12 protein-coding genes are annotated in these 17,339 nt (G+C 68.2%); 11 read left to right on the forward strand and 1 reads right to left on the reverse strand.

Annotated elements, in window-relative coordinates:
* Positions 1 to 9: 9 nt before the first annotated feature.
* Entirely contained in the window at positions 10 to 2,556 is a 2,547-nt protein-coding gene (locus AC1DBE_RS01100; RefSeq protein ID WP_476969357.1) for a DEAD/DEAH box helicase, read from the reverse strand.
* Positions 2,557 to 2,740: 184 nt separating this feature from the next.
* Between AC1DBE_RS01100 and AC1DBE_RS01105 the strand changes: the two genes are divergently transcribed.
* The 11 genes from AC1DBE_RS01105 to AC1DBE_RS01155 all read left to right on the forward strand — a co-directional run bounded on the left by AC1DBE_RS01105 (position 2,741) and on the right by AC1DBE_RS01155 (position 17,329).
* On the forward strand, positions 2,741 to 3,382 hold the full coding sequence (locus AC1DBE_RS01105; protein ID WP_476969358.1) for an NADPH-dependent F420 reductase: 642 nt from the start codon (positions 2,741 to 2,743) through the stop codon (positions 3,380 to 3,382).
* Entirely contained in the window at positions 3,382 to 4,014 is a 633-nt protein-coding gene (locus AC1DBE_RS01110; RefSeq protein WP_476969359.1) for an alpha/beta hydrolase, read from the forward strand. Before AC1DBE_RS01105 ends, AC1DBE_RS01110 begins: the two co-directional genes overlap by 1 nt.
* Positions 4,015 to 4,110: 96 nt before the next feature.
* Positions 4,111 to 4,890, forward strand: coding sequence for a trans-aconitate 2-methyltransferase (locus tag AC1DBE_RS01115; RefSeq protein WP_476969360.1), 780 nt, complete (start codon positions 4,111 to 4,113; stop codon positions 4,888 to 4,890).
* A gap of 169 nt (positions 4,891 to 5,059) precedes the next feature.
* Entirely contained in the window at positions 5,060 to 6,811 is a 1,752-nt protein-coding gene (locus tag AC1DBE_RS01120; RefSeq protein ID WP_476969361.1) for an ABC transporter ATP-binding protein, read from the forward strand.
* On the forward strand, positions 6,808 to 8,667 hold the full coding sequence (locus AC1DBE_RS01125; RefSeq protein ID WP_476969362.1) for an ABC transporter ATP-binding protein: 1,860 nt from the start codon (positions 6,808 to 6,810) through the stop codon (positions 8,665 to 8,667). The genes AC1DBE_RS01120 and AC1DBE_RS01125 overlap by 4 nt, the downstream gene beginning before the upstream one ends.
* Entirely contained in the window at positions 8,664 to 9,056 is a 393-nt protein-coding gene (locus AC1DBE_RS01130) for a GntR family transcriptional regulator (RefSeq protein ID WP_476879510.1), read from the forward strand. Before AC1DBE_RS01125 ends, AC1DBE_RS01130 begins: the two co-directional genes overlap by 4 nt.
* A 183-nt stretch (positions 9,057 to 9,239) precedes the next feature.
* Positions 9,240 to 12,095, forward strand: a complete 2,856-nt coding sequence (gene uvrA / locus AC1DBE_RS01135; RefSeq protein WP_476903481.1) for an excinuclease ABC subunit UvrA — start codon at positions 9,240 to 9,242, stop codon at positions 12,093 to 12,095.
* Between the two features lie 404 nt (positions 12,096 to 12,499).
* Positions 12,500 to 13,168, forward strand: coding sequence for a lysophospholipid acyltransferase family protein (locus AC1DBE_RS01140; protein WP_476879187.1), 669 nt, complete (start codon positions 12,500 to 12,502; stop codon positions 13,166 to 13,168).
* Between the two features lie 92 nt (positions 13,169 to 13,260).
* Entirely contained in the window at positions 13,261 to 15,270 is a 2,010-nt protein-coding gene (gene uvrC, locus AC1DBE_RS01145) for an excinuclease ABC subunit UvrC (protein WP_476969363.1), read from the forward strand.
* A 116-nt stretch (positions 15,271 to 15,386) separates the two neighbouring features.
* Positions 15,387 to 16,310 (forward strand): RNase adapter RapZ, encoded by a 924-nt coding sequence (rapZ, locus tag AC1DBE_RS01150; RefSeq protein WP_476879185.1) that lies wholly within the window; start codon positions 15,387 to 15,389, stop codon positions 16,308 to 16,310.
* Complete coding sequence (locus AC1DBE_RS01155) at positions 16,310 to 17,329, forward strand: gluconeogenesis factor YvcK family protein (RefSeq protein WP_476969364.1); 1,020 nt, start codon at positions 16,310 to 16,312, stop codon at positions 17,327 to 17,329. Before rapZ ends, AC1DBE_RS01155 begins: the two co-directional genes overlap by 1 nt.
* The last annotated feature ends 10 nt before the right edge of the window (positions 17,330 to 17,339 follow it).

Raw genomic sequence — 17,339 nt, forward strand, 5'->3', positions numbered from 1 at the left:
TACTAGCGGCTACAGCCGGTTCACGTCGCTGACCCGGACCACCGCGGTGCCGGTTTCGTCGGAGGCTGCCAGGTCCACTTCGGCGGAAATGCCCCAGTCGTGGTTTCCGGCGGGATCGTCGAAGATCTGCCGGACTTTCCACACCCCGGGCTCCTCGGTGATGATGAGCAGTCCGGGGCCGCGGGCATCCGGGCCGGTGCCGATGTCGCCGTGCTCCTCGAAGTAGTCATCAAGCGCGTCTTCCCAGCGCTCAGCGTCCCAGCCCGAGCCGCCGTCGAGCTCGCCGAGGGCAGTGGCGGCCTCGTCCGCGAACAGCTCCACCCGGCGGAACATCTCGTTCCGGACCATCACGCGGAAGGCCCGCACATTGGAGGTCAGCGACGGCGGAGGGGGCGGCGGGGCATCATGCGGGGTCGGCGCGGCACCGGACGTGAGTTCCTCCCACTCATCGAGCAGGCTGGAGTCCACCTGCCGGACCAATTCGCCCAGCCAGGCAATCAGGTCTGCGAGGTCTTCGCGCAGGGCGTCCTGCGGGACTGTCTGCCGGAGGGCCTTGAAGCCGTCGGCCAGGTAGCGCAGGACGATGCCTTCGGACCGGGCCAGCCCGTAGAACTGGACGAATTCGCCGAAGTTCATGGCACGTTCGTACATGTCGCGGACCACGGACTTGGGCGCCAGCTCAAAGTCGCCGATCCAAGGTGCGGCCTTGCGGTACACGTCGAACGCTTCACCGAGGATCTCGGCGAGCGGCTGCGGGTAGGTGACGTCCTCGAGCATGGCCATGCGCTGGTCGTAGTCGATGCCGTCGGCCTTCATTGCGGCGATCGCCTCCCCGCGGACCTTCTTCTGCTGGGCGGACAGGATCTGCCGCGGCTTCTCCAGCGTGGACTCGATGACCGACACGACGTCGAGGGCGTACGACGGCGACTCCGGGTCCAGCAGGTCGAGGGCCGCGAGGGCGAAGGGGGAGAGCGGCTGGTTCAGGGCGAAGTTCGCCTGCAGGTGCACGGTCAGCCGGACGCTGCGCCCGTCCGGACCCTGCTCTGCCGCCGGAATCCGCTCGACGACGCCGGCCGCCAGCAGTTCGCGGTAGATGCCGAGGGCCTTCTTCATCAGCTGCAGCTGTGCGGACCGGGTCTCATGATTCTCCGTGAGCAGCCGGCGCGCGGCCTTGAAGGGGTCCCCGGGCCGTTCCATCAGGTTCATCAGCATCGAGTGCGTCACGGTGAAGCTCGAGCCCAGCGGATCCGGGACGGATTCCACCAGGCGCTTGTAGGTGGGTTCGCCCCAGGACACAAAGCCTTCCGGCGGTTTTTTCTTGACCACCTGGCGCAGCTTCTTTTGGTCGTCGCCGAACTTCGCGGTGGCCTTGGCCATGGCCTTGACGTTTTCGATCACGTGCTCGGGGGCCTGGACCACCACCGTGCCCGCCGTGTCATAGCCGGCCCGGCCGGCGCGGCCGGCGATCTGGTGGAACTCACGGGAGTTCAGCAGGCGGGTGCGGACGCCGTCGTACTTGCTGAGCGCGGTCAGGAGGACGGTGCGGATGGGGACGTTAATGCCGACCCCCAGAGTGTCCGTGCCGCAGATAACCTTCAGGAGGCCCGCCTGGGCCAGCTGCTCGACGAGCCGGCGGTATTTGGGCAGCATCCCGGCGTGGTGTACCCCGATGCCGTGGCGGACCAGCCGGTTGAGGGTCTTGCCGAAGCCCGCGGCGAAGCGGAATCCCGCGATCAGCTCGGCGATTTTGTCTTTTTCTTCACGGGTGCAGATGTTGATGCTCATCAGGTTCTGCGCCCGGTCGATGGCCTCGAGCTGGCTGAAGTGGACCACGTAGACGGGGACCTGCTTGGTGGAGAGCAGCTCCTCCAGCGTCTCGTGCACGGGGGTCTGCTGGTAATAGAAGTGCAGCGGGATGGGCCGTTCGGCGGAACTGACCGTCGTCGTCGGGCGGCCGGTCAGCTCGGTGATGCCGTCCTCGAAGCGGCTCACGTCGCCCAGGGTCGCGGACATCAGCAGGAACTGGGCCTGGGGGAGTTCCAGCAGCGGAACCTGCCACGCCCAGCCGCGCTGGGGGTCCGAGTAGAAGTGGAACTCGTCCATGATCACCGCGCCGAGGCTGGCGTCGGCCCCTTCGCGCAGGGCGATGTTGGCCAGGATCTCTGCGGTGCAGCAGATGATGGGCGCGTCCTGGTTAACGCCCGAATCTCCGGTGATCATGCCGACGTTCTCGGCCCCGAAGATTTCGCAGAGGGCGAAGAACTTCTCCGAGACGAGCGCCTTGATGGGGGCCGTGTAATAGCTGCGCTGGCCGCGGGCCATGGCCTGGAAATGCGCCGCGATGGCCACGAGCGACTTCCCCGAGCCGGTGGGGGTGGCGAGAATGACGTTGGCGCCGGCCGCCAGCTCGATCACGGCCTCGTCCTGGGCGGTGTAGAGGGCAAGGCCGCGGCTCTCGGTCCATTCGACGAACCGGGTGTAAAGCTCATCCGGATCGAGGCCGGTCCGGCCGGGGACTCGGGCGGCCGGGGCGGGAAGCTGATCTACGAGTTTCATTGCCTTCCAGCTTAGTGTCCCGCGGCGCTCCCGCAGCCGGGCCGGATAACCGCAGACAGCAGGTACTTGATGATTCAACCTTTTAGGCGTATGTTGGTTGTAGCTTCAACAAAACATCCAGTATCCGACAGAACAGAATCTGATGACGAACTTCCTGGCCCGAATCTTTGGAAAGAAGACCCCCATGACCAACATCACCATCATCGGCAACGGCAACATGGCCCGCGGCATCGCCACTCGCGCACTCGCCGCCGGCCGGACGGTCGAGATTCTCGGCCAGGATGCAGCCAAAGCCCAGGCCCTGGCGGAGGAGCTGGGCGGGGGCGTGCGCTATGGCACGACGGCGGATGCGCCGCAGGGCAGCCTGGTAGTCCTCGCAGTACCGTTCGACGCCGCCAAGTCCGTGATGCGCGCCTATGGCGATGCCCTGGCCGGCAAGACGCTCGTGGACATCACGAACCCGGTCAACTTCGAGACCTTCGACTCCCTGGTGGTGGAGCCGGGCACGTCCGCTGCCGAGGAAATTGCCAAGCTCGCCCCGGCCGGTGCCGCAGTGGTCAAGGCCTTCAACACCACGTTCGCGGGAACCCTGGTGGCGGGCAAGTCCGGCAGCCAGCCCCTGGATGTGTTCATCGCGGGTGACGACGCCGCCGCCACCTCGGCCGTCAGCAGCTTCGTTGCCGACGCCGGCATGCGGCCGCTCGTGGTCGGCCCGCTCAAGCGCTCCGGTGAGCTGGAAGGCTTCCAGTTTGTCCTCATGACGATGCAGGCCAACCCCGAGTTTGCCGATTTCAACTGGGACACCGGCCTGAAGGTCACCAACTAATGGATGCCACCTTCCCGGACCCGGTGGTAGCAAGTGCCGGGTCCGAAGACCCGGCGGCTCCGCTGGTGGTGCTTCTCCACGGCCGCGGCTCCGACGAGCGGGAAATCCTCGGCCTCGCCGGCCGGCTGCCGGCCGGACCCGCCTACGCCGCGGTCCGGGCGCCCATTGCCGAGGGCGGCGGCTACGCCTGGTTCGCCAACCGCGGCATCGGCCGGCCCGTGGCCGAATCCCTGGACGCGACGATGGCCTGGTTCCGCGCCTGGCTCGACGCGGCGGCACCGGCCGGCCGGCCGGTAGTGCTGGTCGGCTTCAGCGGCGGGGCGGCCTTTGCCGGCGGCCTGCTGCTGGCCGACCCGTCACGCTATGCCGGAGCTGCCATCCTCTGCGGCACCCTGCCGTTCGACGCCGGTGTTCCGGTCGCACCAGGACAGCTGGCCGGCGTCCCGGTCTTTGTTGCCCACGGCGACCAGGACAGGGTCATCCCGCACGAGCTCCTCGAAAAGACCTGGGACTATTTGCTGACGGGCTCCGGAGCCGCCGCCACCTCACGCCGCGATCCCGGCGGGCACGGCATTACCGGCCAGACGCTGGCGGAGCTCGGCAGCTGGATTGACGGGCTGCCCGCAGCCTAGGCCCGGCAGTGGCGCCACTCCGCCGCGGGTCGGTCCTTCGGGACTGGCCCGCGGCGGTAGGCTTCGGCTGAAGACACGGCGAAGCGGGGGCAAAGCGTGAAATGGGATCCAGCAAAGTACGAGGAATTCGGCGGCTACAGGGACCGGCCGTTCTTTGACCTGACTTCGCGAATCCGCGCCGGCTCCCCGCTGCAGGTGACGGACCTGGGCTGCGGCCCGGGAAACCTCACCGCCACGTTGGCGGCCCGCTGGCCCGGAGCCGCCGTCACCGGGCTGGATTCCTCGGCCGAAATGCTCGCCAAGGCCGGCGGTCTGGCGGCCGGCGCGGACAACCTCTCCTTCCGCCAGTCGGACATCGGCGACTGGATGCCGGCACCGGACACCGACGTCGTGGTCACCAATGCCGCCCTGCAATGGGTACCCAACCACCTGGAACTCCTGCCGCACTGGCTCGAAGCCCTGCGCCCCGGCGCCTGGTTCGCCCTGCAGGTTCCCGGTAACTTCAACGCCCCCTCGCACGCCCTGATGCGTTCCCTCGCGGAATCAGACGACTGGTCCGGGCGCCTGGCCGGCGTGCTCCGGCACAGTGACGCCGCGGCCGGCCCCACCGAATACCTCCAGCTCATGCTGGATGCCGGCTGTGACGCCGACGCCTGGGAGACCACCTACCTCCAGGTCCTCCCCGGCACCGACCCGGTGCTTGAGTGGCTCCGGGGAACCGGCCTGCGCCCCGTCCTCGCGGCGCTGGGCCCGGCGGACGCCGAACGCTTCGAGGCCGAGTACGCCCGGCAGCTGCGCGTCGCCTACCCGCCCGGGGACCACGGGACCGTCTTCCCCTTCCGGCGGGTCTTCGCCGTCGCCCGCAAGCGCGGCTGAGACCCGGCCGGGGCACCCGTGCCAGCACCATTGACCAATGTGACATGCCGCATGACAAAGATCGGCATGTGATGGGGCTTACAATGACAAAGCGGTCTTTGGGGCGACCGCGTCCTGCTCCACATCCGGGCCCTGTTCTAGTGATGGAGGTTCGGTGCTACTTAGCCTGATGAGGCGCCTGCTGGCGGCCCACAGGGTGACCGTCCTGGCCATCATCTGCCTCCAGCTGGTGCAGACCAGCGCCAACCTGATGCTGCCCACCCTGAACGCCGCCATCATTGACGACGGCATTGTCGCCGGCGACACGCCGGTGATCCTTCGGCTCGGCGGCTGGATGGCCGCGGTGGCCGCCCTCCAGGTCGGGTCCGCCGTCGCCGCCGGCTACCTTGGCGCTGTCGTGGCCATGCGGGTGGGGCACGAACTGCGCGAAGAGCTGTTCGCCAAGGTCCAGACGTTCTCCTCACAAGACGTCGGTGCCTTCGGTGCGCCCAGCCTGGTGACCCGGGCCACCAACGACGTCACCCAGATCCAGAACCTCACCGTCCTGGTCTTCACAATGCTGGTCGCCGMTCCCGCGAGTTTCATCGGCGGCATCGTCCTCGCCCTGCACCAGGACCTCGCACTGTCCGGCGTCGTGGTGGTGGTGATCCCGCTGCTCGCGGGCCTGATGGTCCTGATCGTGCGGCGGCTGATTCCGCTCTACCGGCGCGGACAGGCACTCATTGACCGGATCAGCCGGGTGCTGCGCGAACAGATCATCGGCGCGAACGTCATCCGCGGCTTCGTTCGGCAGGACCACGAGATCCGCCGCTTCGATGCCGCCAACAAGGAACTCACCAGGAACAACCTGGACTCCGCCCTGCTGGTCGCCGGAATGAACCCCATGATCATGGTGGTGGTAAACCTTTCCTCCGTCGCGATCGTCTGGTTCGGCGGCCACCGGATCCAGTCCGGCCAGATGCGGCTCGGCGCCGTGACCGCGTTCATCGCCTACATCCTGCAGATCCTCATCGCCATCCTGATGGCCATGTACGTTTTCACCACCGCCCCCCGCGCCGCTGCGTGCGCCGAACGTATCCGCGAGGTCCTCGATACGGACCCCTCCATTGGTGACCCGGACCCGGCGTCGGCCGCTTCGTCCCCGGTGCCCGGAGCGGCGGGCCTCCGGCATGTCGCCGCCGGAACCGTCGAGTTCCGCGACGTGGCCTTCGGCTACCCCGGGGCGGAAGCCCCCGTCCTCAGCGGAATCAGCTTCACCGCCGTTCCCGGAACGGTGACAGCCATCGTCGGAGCCACGGGCAGCGGCAAAACCACCCTCCTGAACCTGCTGCCCCGGTTCCTGGACGCGACCGCCGGCAGCATCAGCATCTGCGGCCGCGAGATCAACACGCTGCCGCTGGCGTCGCTCCGGGACCTGATGGCCGTGGTGCCGCAGCACTCCTACCTGTTCTCCGGGACCCTCGCCCAGAACCTGCGCGTCGGTGGTCCGGAAGCCACTGACCACCAGCTGTGGGCGGCGCTGGAGACGGCCCAGGCAGCCGACTTCGTCCGGGATCTTCCCGACGCCCTGGAAACTCCGGTCAGCCAGGGCGGCACCAACCTCTCCGGCGGACAACGCCAGCGGCTCTGCATCGCCCGGGCACTGCTGCGCCCCGCTCCCGTGTACCTCTTCGACGACAGCTTCTCCGCCCTGGACTACGGCACCGACGCCCGGCTCCGCTCGGCGCTGGAGCCCCTCCTGCGCTCAGCCACCGTGCTGGTGGTGGCCGAGCGGGTAGCAACGATTGAAGATGCCGGACTCATCCTGGTCCTTGAAGAGGGCCGGCTGGTCGCCCAGGGAACCCATGCCGGGCTCATGGCGTCATCGCTGACCTACCGGGAAATCGCCGCCTCGCAGCTGGTCCTCGAGGAAACCCCATGAGCGCCGGATTCCCTGCACCGCGGGCCGGAGCCGCCGCCAAGTGGCGGGCGGCCGGCCGGCTGCTGGGACTTCTGAAACCCGTGCGCCTTCGTATGGCCGGCGTCGTCGCCGCCACCTGCGGGTTCGCGGCGCTCAACGTCGCTGCCCCCAAATACCTCGGCGACGCCACCGACGTCGTGGTCCACAGCGTTGTGGGCGGCACCTTTAACGACCAAAAACTCGGACGCCTGCTCCTGGCGGTAGCGCTGATGTACCTCGGCGCGTCCCTGTTCAGCTGGATCCAGGGCGCACTCACGGCGACGGCCGTGCAACGGCTCAGTTACGGGCTGCGCGCCTCGGTGGAACAAAAGCTGCACGTCCTGCCCTCGAGCCACTTCGACGACCAGCACCGCGGCGACGTGCTCAGCCGTGCCACCAACGACGTCGACAACGTCTCCCAGGCCCTCAACCAGCTACTCAACCAGCTGATCATGTCCGTGCTGATGCTTACCGGCGCGCTGGCCATGATGTTCTGGCTCTCCCCGCTGCTGGCGCTCATTGCCCTGGCCTCGGTTCCGCTCTCCACCCTGATCACCGTGCTTGTCGCCCGGAAATCGCAGGCCTATTTCACCGACCAGTGGGACAGCACCGGGGCCCTCCATGCCCACCTGGAGGAATTCTTCACCGGCCATGAGGTAGTCAAGGCCTTTGGCCGGCAGGAGGCCGCGGCGGCCGTCTTCAGCACCAGCAACGGCCGGCTCTTCCGGGCCTCCTCCAACGCACAGTACGTCTCCGGGGCTGTGCAGCCGCTGATGATCTTCGTCGCCAACCTCAACTACATCGCCGTGGCCGTCATCGGAGCCCTGCAGGTCGCCGCCGGCACCATGACCATCGGCGGGGTGCAGGCCTTCATCCAGTTCAGCAGGCTCTTCAGCCAGCCCATGGGCCAGATCGGCGGAATGCTGAACCTCATGCAGTCCTGCATCGCCTCCGCCGAGCGCGTCTTCGCGCTGCTGGACGCGCCGGAAATCCCCGCCGACGCGGCCGGGCCCGCCGCCGGGTCCGCCCGGGCCGCCGCGGTCCGCGCGGCCGACGCCGGATCCCCGCCGCCCGCCGGCAGGGTCACCTTCGAGGGCGCCACGTTCGGCTACGACCCCGCCTCTCCCGTCGTCGAGGGCCTGACCTTCACGGTGGAACCGGGCCAGACCGTGGCGATCGTCGGTCACACCGGCGCCGGCAAGACCACCGTGGTCAACCTCCTGATGCGGTTCTACGAGCTGGACTCCGGGCGGATCACGGTCGACGGGGTGGACATCGCCGAGTTGCCCCGCGACGGACTGCGGGCAACCTTCGGCACCGTGATGCAGGACGCCTGGCTGTTCACCGGCAGCATCCGGGAGAACATCGAATACGGCCGGCCCGGCGCAGACGACGACGACATTGTGGCCGCCGCCCAGGCAAGCCACGTGGACCAGTTCGTCCGGGCCCTCCCGGCCGGCTACGCCACCATGCTGGGCAACGACGGCGACTCCCTGAGCCGCGGCCAGCGCCAGCTCATCTCGATCGCCCGCGCCCAGCTGGCCGCCCGCAGCATCCTGATCCTTGACGAGGCCACCAGCTCCGTGGACAGCCGGACGGAAATGCAGATCCGGCAGGCCATGGCCCGGCTCCGGCAGGGGAGGACCAGCTTCGTGATAGCCCACCGCTTGTCCACAGTCCGCGACGCTGATCTAATTCTGGTCATGGACCACGGACGGATTGTTGAACAAGGGACCCATCAGGACCTGATGGCCGCGGACGGTGTGTACACCGGGCTTTACCGCGCTCAATTTGCCGGCCGCGAGCAGCCCGCACGGGTGCCGGAGTCGGACCGGTGAGCGCCGCAGAGCATGCCGCGGCGCAGTTCCCCGGCGCCTGGAAGCCCAACACCGGCAGTTCCGTGCCGCTGTTCGAGCAGCTGCGGCTGAACATCATCGAACACGCGGACAAAGGCACCCTGGCCCCAGGAACCCGCCTCCCTGCCGTGCGCAGCCTCGCGGCCGAGCTCGGCGTTGCACCGCACACCGTGGCGCGGGCCTACAAGGAACTCGAAGCCGCCGGCGTCGTTGCCACCCGCGGTCGGAACGGCACCGTCGTGTGCGCCCGCGACGAGGCCTGGGGCTCGCTCGCCGCCGCCGCTGCGGAGTTCGCTGACGCCGCCAAGGCCCAGGGCGCCAGCTTCGCGGAGGCCGTCCAACTCCTCGCGGCGGCGTACGACCGCCACTAACGGGGCCGCCATTAGCACATCCCGGCCCGGAATGGATATTCGAAGAAGTTTTCGATTAGCATTGGAGGCGTGCCTAAAGCCGTAGCTGATCAACCTGCCGTCGATGTCCAGCCTGCCGCCGTTCCGGTGAAGTCCGGAAAAGCGGCCCCACAGCGCTCCAGCCCGGCGTCGTCCGGTACGGAGCTGGCCCGTCCCGACCTGTCCCGCCTGGTGGTGAAGGGCGCGCGCGAACACAACCTCCGCAACGTCGACCTCGACCTGCCGCGCGACGCCATGATCGTTTTCACCGGACTCTCGGGCTCCGGCAAGTCCTCCCTCGCCTTCGACACGATCTTCGCCGAAGGGCAGCGCCGCTACGTCGAGTCGCTCTCCGCCTACGCCCGCCAGTTCCTTGGCCAGGTGGACAAGCCCGACGTCGACTTCATCGAGGGCCTCTCGCCCGCGGTCTCCATCGACCAGAAGTCCACCAGCAAGAACCCCCGCTCCACCGTGGGCACCATCACCGAGATTTACGACTACATGCGCCTGCTCTGGGCCAGGGTGGGCCGCCCGCACTGCCCCGTCTGCGGCGAGCCGGTCACCAAGCAGACCCCGCAGCAGATCGTCGACCAGCTCCTTGAACTTCCCGAGGGCACCCGCTTCCAGGTCCTCGCGCCCGTGGTGCGCGGCCGCAAGGGCGAGTTCGTCGAGCTGTTCAAGGAGCTCACCGCCAAGGGCTACTCCCGCGCCCGGGTGGATGACAAGCTGATCCAGCTCAGCGACCCGCCCAAGCTCGGTAAGCAGTTCAAGCACACCATCGAGGTGGTGGTGGACCGGCTGGTGGTCAAGGACGGCATCAGCCAGCGCCTGACGGACTCCGTCGAAACCGCACTGGGACTGGCCGAGGGCCGGGTCCTCGCCGAATTCGTGGACCTGGAGGCCGACGATCCCGGACGCATCCGCGCGTTCTCCGAACACCTCGCGTGCCCCAACGAGCACCCGCTGGCAATCGACGAGATCGAGCCCCGCTCGTTCTCCTTCAACAACCCCTTCGGCGCCTGCTCCGCCTGCAGCGGCATCGGCACCAAGCTCGAGGTCGATGAGGAACTCCTCATCCCCAACCCCGAGCTCTCGCTGTCCGAGGGTGCCATCGCCCCGTGGTCCCTCGGCACGGCCACCACGGAATACTGGAACCGGCTCCTCGGCGGCCTGGCCAAGGAAATCGGCTTCAAGATGACCACCCCGTGGGAGAAACTCTCCGCGGAGGCCCGGCAGACCGTGCTGCACGGCAAGGACCACCAGGTGGTGGTCCAGTACCGCAACCGGTTCGGCCGTGAACGCAAATACAGCACCGGCTTCGAAGGCGTGGTCCAGTACGTGCACCGCAAGCACACCGAGACGGACTCCGACTCCGCCCGGGACCGCTACGAGGAGTACATGCGCCAGGTCCCGTGCCCGGCCTGCAACGGTGCCCGGCTGAACCCGGCGTCGTTGTCCGTCCTCATCAACGGCAAATCCATCGCCGAGGTCGCGGCGCTGCCCATGCGCGAATGCGCGCACTTCCTGGACACCCTGGTGCTCAGCGGCCGTGAGGCGCAGATCGCGCACCAGGTCCTCAAGGAGATCCAGGCCCGCCTGACGTTCCTCCTCGACGTCGGCCTCGAATACCTGAACCTGGAACGCCCCTCCGGCACCCTGTCCGGCGGCGAGGCCCAGCGCATCCGGCTGGCCACCCAGATCGGCTCCGGCCTGGTGGGGGTGCTGTACGTCCTCGACGAACCGTCCATCGGCCTGCATCAGCGCGACAACCGGCGGCTGATCGAAACCCTCACCCGGCTCCGGGACCTCGGCAACACCCTGATTGTGGTGGAGCACGACGAGGACACCATCCACGAGGCCGACTGGGTGGTCGACATCGGACCCGGCGCCGGCGAGCACGGTGGCATGGTGGTCCACTCCGGTTCCTACCAGGACCTGCTGAAGAACACCGAATCCCTCACCGGCGACTACCTGTCCGGGCGGAAGTCCATCCAGGTCCCGAAGAAGCGCCGCAAGTACGACAAGAAGCGCGAGCTGAAGGTGGTCGGGGCCAAGGAAAACAACCTGCTGAACGTGGACGCGGCCTTCCCGTTGGGCCTGTTCACCGCGGTCACCGGCGTCAGCGGCTCCGGCAAGTCCACCCTGGTCAACGAGATCCTCTACAAGGTGCTCGCCAACAAGCTCAACGGCGCCAAGCAGGTGGCCGGCCGGCACAAGACCGTGCAGGGCCTCGAGCACCTCGACAAGGTGGTGCACGTGGACCAGAGCCCCATCGGCCGGACCCCGCGCTCCAACCCGGCCACGTACACGGGCGTCTTCGACCACATCCGGAAGCTCTTCGCCGAGACCACCGAGGCCAAGGTCCGCGGCTACATGCCCGGCCGGTTCTCCTTCAACGTCAAGGGCGGCCGCTGCGAAGCCTGCTCCGGCGACGGCACCCTGAAGATCGAGATGAACTTCCTGCCGGACGTCTACGTGCCCTGCGAGGTCTGCCACGGCGCGCGTTACAACCGCGAGACGCTCGAGGTGCACTACAAGGGCAAGACCATCGCGGACGTCCTGAACATGCCGATCGAGGAAGGCGCGGAGTTCTTCGCCGCGTTCTCGCCGATCGCCCGGCACCTGAAGACGCTGGTGGACGTCGGCCTCGGTTACGTCCGGCTGGGCCAGCCCGCCACGACCCTCTCTGGCGGTGAGGCGCAGCGCGTGAAGCTGGCCGCCGAACTGCAGAAGCGCTCCAACGGCCGCAGCGTGTACGTCCTGGACGAGCCCACCACGGGCCTGCATTTCGAGGACATCCGCAAACTGCTGATGGTCCTGCAGGGCCTGGTCGAGAAGGGCAACACCGTGATCACCATCGAGCACAACCTCGATGTCATCAAGAGCGCCGACTGGATTGTCGACCTGGGGCCCGACGGCGGTTCCGGCGGCGGCAGGATTGTCACCTCGGGTACGCCCGAGCAGGTGGCCAAGTCCAAGGAAAGCCACACGGCGACATTCCTCGCGGACATCCTGGGCTGACCCCGGCCCCTGGCGACGCGGACTTTGTCCCACGACGCGCAAATGCCCTGCCGCCCCGGTTATTCCGGCCGCGGCAGGGCATTTGCGCGTCGCCGGGCAGCAGGCCGGTCGGCAGCGACGTATGCCTGCAGGGGTATGTGAATTTCAAGCATCCCCATCGTCGTGAGAAACTACTCCGGTGACGCATACATCGGCGGCAGTGACTGCCGGCCTCCACGGCCCGCCCGCCGGACCGGCTGCACCACCGCCTCCCGCCGCGGGCGTAGGCTGGGGTTTTGTGTCCGACGGCGGCCGGCGGACCGCCGGAGAAGTTGAACCTGCGCGCACCGCCACGGGGTTACCCGCTACGATCACCAGAATCTCCGACTGCCCGGGGACCACAGCCCTAAAAGAGGTGCACACCATTGGCAATGTTTGACGCAATCCGCTGGACGACGCGTGGTCTGGTCACGTCCACCTGCCGGCCCACCGTGATCGGACTCGAGAATGTGCCCAAGTCCGGCCCCTTCATCGTTGCGCCGAACCACCTCTCCTTCCTGGACAGCGTGATCGTCCAGGCCCTGATGCCGCGCCCCGTCGCGTTCTTCGCCAAGGCCGAGTACTTCACCACCGGCGGCGCCAAGGGCAAGCTGATGAAGTCCTTCTTCGAGGCCGTCGGATCCATTCCGGTCGAACGCGGCGAACAGGCCGCCAGCGTGCAGGCCTTGAAGACGCTGCTGGACATCCTTGACTCCGGCAAGGGCGTCGGGATCTACCCCGAAGGCACCCGCTCCCGCGACGGTATCCTCTACCGCGGCCGCACCGGCGTCGGCTGGCTGGCCCTCACCACCGGGGCCCCGGTCATCCCGGTGGGCCTCATCGGCACCGAGAATCTGCAGCCGGCGGACAGCAACAAGGTCAGGCCGCAGCACTTCACCATGAAGGTGGGGGAGCCGCTCTACTTCGACAAGACCGGCCCGGACCACTCGCTGCCCGCACGGCGCCAGGTCACGGACCGGATCATGGACGCGATCGCCGAACTCAGCGGCCAGGAACGGGCCACCACTTACAACCAGAGCAAAAGCGTCGACTAGGCGCGTTTCCCGGCAGGACGCACGGTCCGCGGCACACGCCGCCGGGGGAGCGCCGTCGGGCGCGGACCCGGCCGGCTTAGTAGAATAGACCAGTGGCGAATCCAGCTAGTTACCGGCCCCAGACGGGGGAGATCCCGACCAACCCGGGCGTCTACCGTTTCCGCGACCCGCATGGCCGGGTCATTTACGTCGGCAAGGCCAAGAACCTCCGTTCCCGGCTGAACTCCTACTTCGCCAACCCCGCAGGCCTGCTGCCCAAGACCTATGCCATGGTGCACACTGCCAGCAGCGTGGAATGGACCGTAGTCGGCAGCGAACTGGAGTCCCTGCAGCTCGAATACACCTGGATCAAGGAATTCAAACCGCGGTTCAACGTGATGTTCCGCGACGACAAGTCCTACCCCTACCTCGCCGTCACGATGGCGGAGAAGTACCCGCGCGTGCAGGTCCTCCGCGGCGAGCGGCGGAAGGGGACCCGCTACTTCGGGCCCTACACGGCCGGGGCGATCCGCGACACCATGGACACTCTGCTGCGCGTCTTCCCGGTCCGCAGCTGCAGCCCCGGCGTCCTCAAGCGCGCCCAGGCCAGCGGCCGGCCCTGCCTGCTGGGGTACATCGACAAGTGCGCCGCGCCATGCGTCGGCCGGATCTCCGCCGAGGACCACCGGGCCCTCGCAGAGGACTTCTGCGCCTTTATGGGCGGGGAGGCCAAACGCTTCGTCTCCCGCCTGGAGAAGGACATGGCCGCCGCCGTCGCCGAACTCGACTACGAACGCGCGGGCCGGGTCCGCGACGACATCATCGCGCTGAAAAAGGTCTTCGAACGCAACGCTGTGGTCCTCGCCGAGGACACCGACGCCGACATCTTCGCGCTGCACGAGGACGAACTCGAGGCAGCGGTCCAGGTGTTCCACGTCCGCGGCGGCCGGATCCGCGGCCAGCGCGGCTGGGTGGTCGAAAAAGTCGAGGACTCCACCACACCGGACCTCGTCGAACACCTCCTCCAGCAGGTCTACGGCGAGGAAGGCGAAAGCCAGGGCCGGATGCCCCGCGAAGTGCTGGTCCCCGCCGAACCGAGCAACGCCGCCGAACTCGCCCAGTGGCTCAGCGGCCTGCGCGGAGCCCGGGTGGACATCCGGGTCCCGCAGCGCGGCGACAAGGCCACCCTGCTCTCCACCGTCCGGGACAACGCCGAGCACGCCCTCAAACTGCACAAGTCCCGGCGCGCCGGAGACCTCACCATGCGGTCCCAGGCCCTCCAGGAACTGCAGGAAGCCCTGGACCTGCCCGTGGCGCTGCTGCGGATCGAATGTTTCGACATCTCCCACATCCAGGGCACCAACGTGGTGGGGTCCATGGTGGTGGTCGAAGACGGCCTGCCGAAGAAGTCCGACTACCGGAAGTTCTCGGTCACCGGCGCCGCGGCCAACGACGACACCGCCGCCATGCACGACGTCCTCACCCGCCGCTTCCGGAACTACCTGCAGGAACAGGCGGAGAAGGCCGAGCCCGGCTCCGGCCCGCTCGCCGCCGCCCAGGCCGCCGCGGTGGCCGACACACCGCTGGAGGACACCACCACCCCGGCTCCCAAGGCCAAGTTCGCCTACCCGCCCAACCTCGTCGTCGTCGACGGCGGCAAACCCCAGGTCAACGCCGCCGCCAAGGCCCTCGCCGAGCTCGGCGTCGAGGACGTCTACGTGGTGGGGCTGGCTAAAAGGCTCGAGGAGGTCTGGCTGCCGGACAGTGACTTCCCCGTCATCCTGCCCCGCGCCTCGGCGGGTCTTTACCTCCTCCAGCGCATCCGTGACGAGGCGCACCGCTTCGCGATCTCCTTCCACCGGCAAAAGCGCGGCAAGGCCATGACCGTGTCCGCGCTGGACGGGGTCCCCGGGCTCGGGGACTCGAAGCGCAAGGCCCTCCTGAACCAGTTCGGCTCGGTCAAAAGCATCAAGGCCGCCAGCGTCGAGGAGCTCACGGCCGCCAAGGGAATCGGACCGGCCCTCGCCGGGGCGATCGTCCGGCATTTCTCTGCCGCGGAGGACGCCGGTGAACCGGCGGCGCCCGCCATCAACATGACAACCGGCGAAATCCTCGAAACTTAGCTAGCCCCGGCATTCTTAGCTAGGGTTAGGAGCTGAGGTACGGGCCGCGGCCGGCAGGCGACTGCCACGTGCGCCGGCCTCATGGCAGAGCAGACAGCAGAGATGGAGCACGACTGATGGCAGAGTCAACGGCGGGATCCGGCACCGAGACGGACGGCTTAACCCCCGTCAAACCGATCGAGGCCGAGCTGCTGGTGGTCACCGGAATGTCGGGAGCCGGCCGCAGTACCGCCTCGGATGCCCTCGAGGACCACGGCTGGTACGTGGTGGACAACCTCCCGCCGCAGATGCTTGGAACCCTCGCGGAGCTTGTCTCGCACGCGCCCGGCTCCATCTCGAAGCTCGCCGTTGTGGTGGATGTCCGCAGCAAGGACCTCTTCGCCGACATCCGCACCGCCCTGCGCAACCTGGAAACCAGCGGCATCACCTTCCGGGTCCTGTTCCTGGACGCCAGCGACGACGTCCTGGTGCGCCGGTTCGAACAGGGCCGTCGCCCGCACCCGCTGCAGGGCGGCGGCCGGATCCTCGACGGCATCGCCGCCGAACGCGACCTCCTGCACGAGCTGCGTGAATCCTCGGACATCGTCCTGGACACCTCCACGCTCAACGTCCACGGCCTCGCCACCGCCATCACCGAACTCTTCAGCGAGACCGGCCCGGTGGCGCTGCGCCTGAATGTGATGAGCTTCGGCTTCAAGTACGGGCTGCCGGTGGACGCCAACTTCGTCGCCGACGCCCGCTTCATCCCGAACCCGCACTGGGTTCCGCAGCTGCGCCCGCACACCGGCCTGGACAAGGACGTCAGCGACTACGTGCTCGAGGCCGAGGGGGTCGGCAACTTCGTGGAACGCTACGTCCTGGCCCTCGAACCCGTCCTGGACGGCTACCGCCGCGAAAACAAGCACTACGCCACCATCGCCGTTGGCTGCACCGGCGGCAAGCACCGCTCCGTGGCCGTGGCCGTGGAACTCTCCCGCCGGCTCGCGCAGTACCCCCGTGTCACGGTCACCACCACCCACCGGGATCTGGGCCGCGAGTAATGGCGCTACTGACCGGGCCACTGCCCCTGGTGCCGGCCGCCAGCGCGGCCTCCGCCGGCCAACAGGACAAAGGACCCTCCGTCGTCGCCCTCGGCGGCGGCCACGGACTGTCGGCCTCCCTCTCGGCGCTGCGCCTGCTGACCTCCGAGCTGACCGCCATCGTGACGGTGGCGGACGACGGCGGTTCCTCCGGACGGCTGCGCGAGGAGTACGGCGTCCTGCCCCCCGGGGATCTGCGGATGGCGCTCTCCGCCCTGTGCGACGACACGGACTGGGGCCGGACGTGGCGCGACGTGATGCAGCACCGCTTCAAACCCGGCAAGGGCTCCGGCGGCTCCCTCGACGAACACGCCATGGGCAACCTGCTGATCGTCACCCTCTGGGAACTGCTGGGCGACGCCGTCGTCGGCCTCCAGTGGGCCGGGGCGCTCCTCGGCGCCCGGGGCCAGGTGCTGCCGATGTCCACCACGCCGCTGACCATCGAGGGCGAAGCCCGGGTGGAACTCCCGGACGGCACCACCGGGCTGCAGACCGTCCGCGGGCAGGCCAAATGCGCCGTCGCCGGGTCGCTGGAAGCGGTCCGGCTGCTGCCCGACTCGGCCCCGGCCTGCGTGGAGGCGCTGACGGCCATCGAACTCGCCGACTGGGTGGTCCTGGGCCCCGGGTCCTGGTACACCTCGGTGCTGCCGCACTTGCTGCTGCCCGAGATGCGGGATGCGCTGTGCAAGACCGAGGCCCGGCGCTGCCTCACCATGAACCTCGCCACGGACACCAAGGAAACCCACGGGATGTCCGCCGCCGACCACCTGCGGGTGCTGCGGGACTACGCGCCGGAATTCACGGTCGACGTCGTCCTGGCCGACCCTGCGTCGGTGCCCGACCTCCCGGACTTCCAGCAGGCCGCCGGGATGCTCGGCGCCGAGGTGGTCTTGGGTAAAGTAAGGGCGTCGAGCCGCCGGCCGATCCACGACCCCCTGCGCCTGGCAACGGCGTACCACGACATTTTCGGGAACAGGTAGGAAAGGTGCC

Source organism: Arthrobacter sp. 10T416 (assembly GCF_056394165.1).